The organism is Acidobacterium sp. FHG110202_01 (assembly GCF_059115305.1).
Genome location: NZ_JBZYWJ010000021.1, coordinates 1 through 3,611, shown reverse-complemented (window position 1 = coordinate 3,611; position 3,611 = coordinate 1). Strand labels below are relative to the sequence as shown.

3 protein-coding genes are annotated in these 3,611 nt (G+C 59.4%); 2 read left to right on the top strand and 1 reads right to left on the bottom strand.

Annotation, left to right across the window (positions count from 1 at the left end; all coding sequences use genetic code 11):
- Positions 1–134 precede the first annotated feature (134 nt).
- Together acpP and fabF are read left to right on the top strand one after the other, a co-directional pair.
- Complete coding sequence (gene acpP, locus AC5S16_RS23095) at positions 135–380, top strand: acyl carrier protein (protein WP_493932483.1); 246 nt, start codon at positions 135–137, stop codon at positions 378–380.
- Positions 380–1,630, top strand: a complete 1,251-nt coding sequence (fabF, locus tag AC5S16_RS23090; protein WP_493932484.1) for a beta-ketoacyl-ACP synthase II — start codon at positions 380–382, stop codon at positions 1,628–1,630. The genes acpP and fabF overlap by 1 nt, the downstream gene beginning before the upstream one ends.
- 195 nt (positions 1,631–1,825) lie before the next feature.
- On the opposite strand, the gene AC5S16_RS23085 is transcribed toward fabF, so the two are convergent.
- Positions 1,826–3,109, bottom strand: coding sequence for a glycosyltransferase (locus tag AC5S16_RS23085; RefSeq protein ID WP_493932482.1), 1,284 nt, complete (start codon positions 3,107–3,109; stop codon positions 1,826–1,828).
- Positions 3,110–3,611 lie beyond the last annotated feature (502 nt).

The following is a 3,611-nucleotide window of genomic DNA, read 5'->3' as shown; positions in this document are numbered from 1 at the left end:
GCGGTTGCCTGGACGGCCAGTCCTCAGTAGACTTGAAATTTCGAGCGCGGTATTCGTGTGTTCTCAAGTTGTGCACCTCGCCCGGAAGAGTTTTCATCTAAATTTTTTGCCGTATCGATGGACAGGAGAAACGCATGGCAGCAGTAGAAGACAAGGTAAAACAAATCATCGTCGAGCAGCTTCAGGTCGACGAAGCTGAAGTGACGCCCAGCGCATCATTCCAAGAGGACCTGGGCGCGGACTCGCTCGACGTCGTCGAGCTGGTAATGCAGTTTGAAGAAGCGTTCGACCTCGAGATTCCTGACGAGGACGCGGAGAAGATCAAGACCGTCAAGGACGCGATCGACTACATCGACAAGAACGCGAAAGGCGGCAAGTAATTTTGCAACGGCGCGTAGTAGTCACGGGCGTCGGGTTGTTGTGCGGAGTTGGCAACACAACGCCTGAGGTCTGGAAAAATCTGCTGGCAGGCAAGAGCGGCATGGGGCCCATCACCGGCTTCGATACGACAGGCTTTTCTGTCACCTTCGCCGCCGAAGTGAAAAACTTCGATCCGCTGAATTTTGTGGATAAGAAGGAATCGCGCAAGATGGGGCGATTCATCCACTTCGCTCTTGCCGCCACGCAAGAGGCCATGGAAATGTCCGGCCTCAAGATCACCGGCGACATCGGCGATCGCGTCGGCGTGCACATCGGCTCCGGCATTGGCGGATTCGATGTCATCGAGCGCGAACACATCGCCATGCTGCAGGGCGGCCCGCGCAAGATATCGCCCTTCTTCATTCCCGCGGCCATCATCAATCTTGCCGCTGGCCAGGTCAGTATCCGCTATGGCGCGAGAGGCCCGAACGAAGCCACGGCGACCGCCTGTACCACCAGCGCGCACTCCATTGGCGATGCCTATCGCATCATCGAGCGCGACGACGCCGACGTTATGATCGCCGGCGGAACCGAAGCGTCCATCACCGCGATGGGCGTAGGTGGCTTTGCCGCGATGCGCGCGCTTTCCACGCGCAACGATGAGCCCGAGCGCGCCAGCCGTCCCTTCGACAAAGACCGTGACGGTTTCGTCGTAGGCGAAGGCGCCGGCATCCTCATTCTCGAGGAGCTTGAATTCGCCAAGGCTCGCGGCGCCAAGATTCTGGCCGAAATTATCGGCTACGGCATGAGCTCGGATGCCTACCACATCACCAGCATGGCCCCGGAAGGCGAAGGCTGTTACCGTGCCATGAGCAACGCGGTAAAAAGCGCGCACATCAAGCCGGAAGACATCCAGTATGTGAATGCGCATGCCACGTCAACTCCCGTAGGCGACGTGCTCGAAAGCGCAGCCATGCAGAAGCTCTTCGGCGAGCGCGCCATCAGCGGCGAATTGCTCATCAGCTCCACCAAATCCATGACCGGCCATCTGCTGGGCGGCGCCGGCGGCCTCGAAGCCGGCATCACCATCATGTCTCTCGCAGATCAGGTCGTTCCACCCACGATCAACCTCGAGAACCCCGATCCGGAATGCAGGCTCAACTACGTCCCCAACAAAGCGCAGCCCGCAAAGATCGACATCGCGTTGTCAAATTCCTTCGGCTTCGGCGGCACAAACGGCTCGCTGATCTTCAAGCGCTGGGAGGACTAGCCGTCCAGGCGTAGCCTGTCCTGCGCGAAGCCGAAGGACGCTTCGCGCAAACCCACCAGGGTTGTCATCCTGAGCGAAGTCGAAGGACCTGCTTCTCGCATCGGTAGCCGCCACAGGGTGTCCCAGAGCCTGCCCTGAGCGTAGCCGAATGGGTTCGCGAAAGCTGACCTGGGGGTGTTCGTTGGCCTGCGCAAGCTAGAATGCCTGGACATTCGACAAGCTGCAAGCCTCAATCAATTCGAGCAGCTCGGCTTCCGTATCATGGCGCTTGAATTCAAAGGCAAGCTCTCTTGCCCGGTCGCGGTATCCCGAGCCGTCGAGAATCTCTCTTGCAGCCTTGAGTACAGCCTCCGGTTCTGCCTGATTGGTTCTGAGATCAATTCCGGCGCCCGACCACTGGACATGCGCCGACACTTCCTCCTTGTCTTCGGTCAATCCTGCCGAAACAATCGGAACACCGTACGACAGGGCTATGTTGACCGTGCCGTATCCTCCGTTGGTAATCAGCAGGTCTACTTGCGGCAGGACGAGATCGTACGGCAGGAATTGTGCGACGCGTGCATTTGCAGGGATTTCTACGGGGATGGAATCACTCGGCTGTCCGCCCGTCGTCACCAGAACAATCAGGTCTTTTTCTTCCGCGAGAGCTGTCAGCGTCGGCCCGACCAGCTGTCCAAAGTCCCGGTTGGCAACGGTGCCCTGCGTGACCAGCACCAGCCGCTTTGACTCATCAAGTTCGTGCCACCACTCCGGAAGAGAATGCTGCGTCGGCGGCAGAGGCAGCCCACCGACATATTGCACCGGAGAAGAAGACGAATCCGGCGAGTATTGGAAGCTCTTGATGCCTGGGTGAAGGTAGAGGTCGGGCAGCGTCGACATGGCTTCCAGGGCAGGGCATAGAAGCGGACGACAGCCTGTTTTTGCCAACGCTTCATTGAATGCTTCCTGAACAGGCCGCAGCAACACACGTTCGCGCTCGTCGTGTTCAGACTGCAGCTGTTCCGCGGATGCGTCTGCCCGCGGCGGCATATTTTTCCCGCTTCCCACGTTCAGAACACTGACGCCCAGGTGAGCAATCGCCGGACGCTGCTCTTTCCGTTCCAGAAGCAGTGGCAGCGTTCCCCAGAACAGAGAGTCAGTCACGATGAGGTCTGCAGAAAACTCACGTGCAGCCATCCTCAGTCCTGCAGCCTGGGCAGCAAGCGCCGGCACAAAGTAGTGCTGGAGATCAAAGGAAATCATCTCCATGCCGGGAGTTTTCTCCTCCCGTTCAGGGTGCGTTTCAAAGTATTTAAGCGCATCGATATCAGCTTCAGGGAGCAGGGGAATGAAGGGCATTCCTGCAGCCTCAACCAGGGGTTGCATCGAAGCACCTGTCTGTACAAGCACTTCGTGATTGTGTTTCATCAGAATCCTGCCCAGCCCGAGGACTGGGTTCAGATGACCGGGGACGGGAATGGAAGCAAGCAAAATCTTCATGTGCACAAAACACCAAACGGCCGCAGATTATTCCCAGATCAGGGTGCCCCAGGTTCGCGAAGCTAACCTGGGAGGGATGCATGGTGTGCATGAAGAATTCAACAGCTGCATCTTTTCAAAGCAGGAGAGAAGTCGAGCGAGGCGCGAAGCGCGTGTGCCCGGACGGCTAGTCCCGCGAAGCGCGTGTGCCTGGACGGCTAGTCCCGCGAAGCGCGTGTGCCTGGACGGCTAGTCCCGCGAAGCGCGTGTGCCTGGACGGCTAGTCCCGCGAAGCGCGTGTGCCTGGACGGCTAGTCCCGCGAAGCGCGTGTGCCTGGACGGCTAGTCCCGCGAAGCGCGTGTGCCTGGACGGCTAGTCCCGCGAAGCGCGTGTGCCTGGACGGCTAGTCCCGCGAAGCGCGTGTGCCTGGACGGCTAGTCCCGCGAAGCGCGTGTGCCTGGACGGCTAGTCCCGCGAAGCGCGTGTGCCTGGACGGCTAGTCCCGCGAAGCGCGTGTGCCTG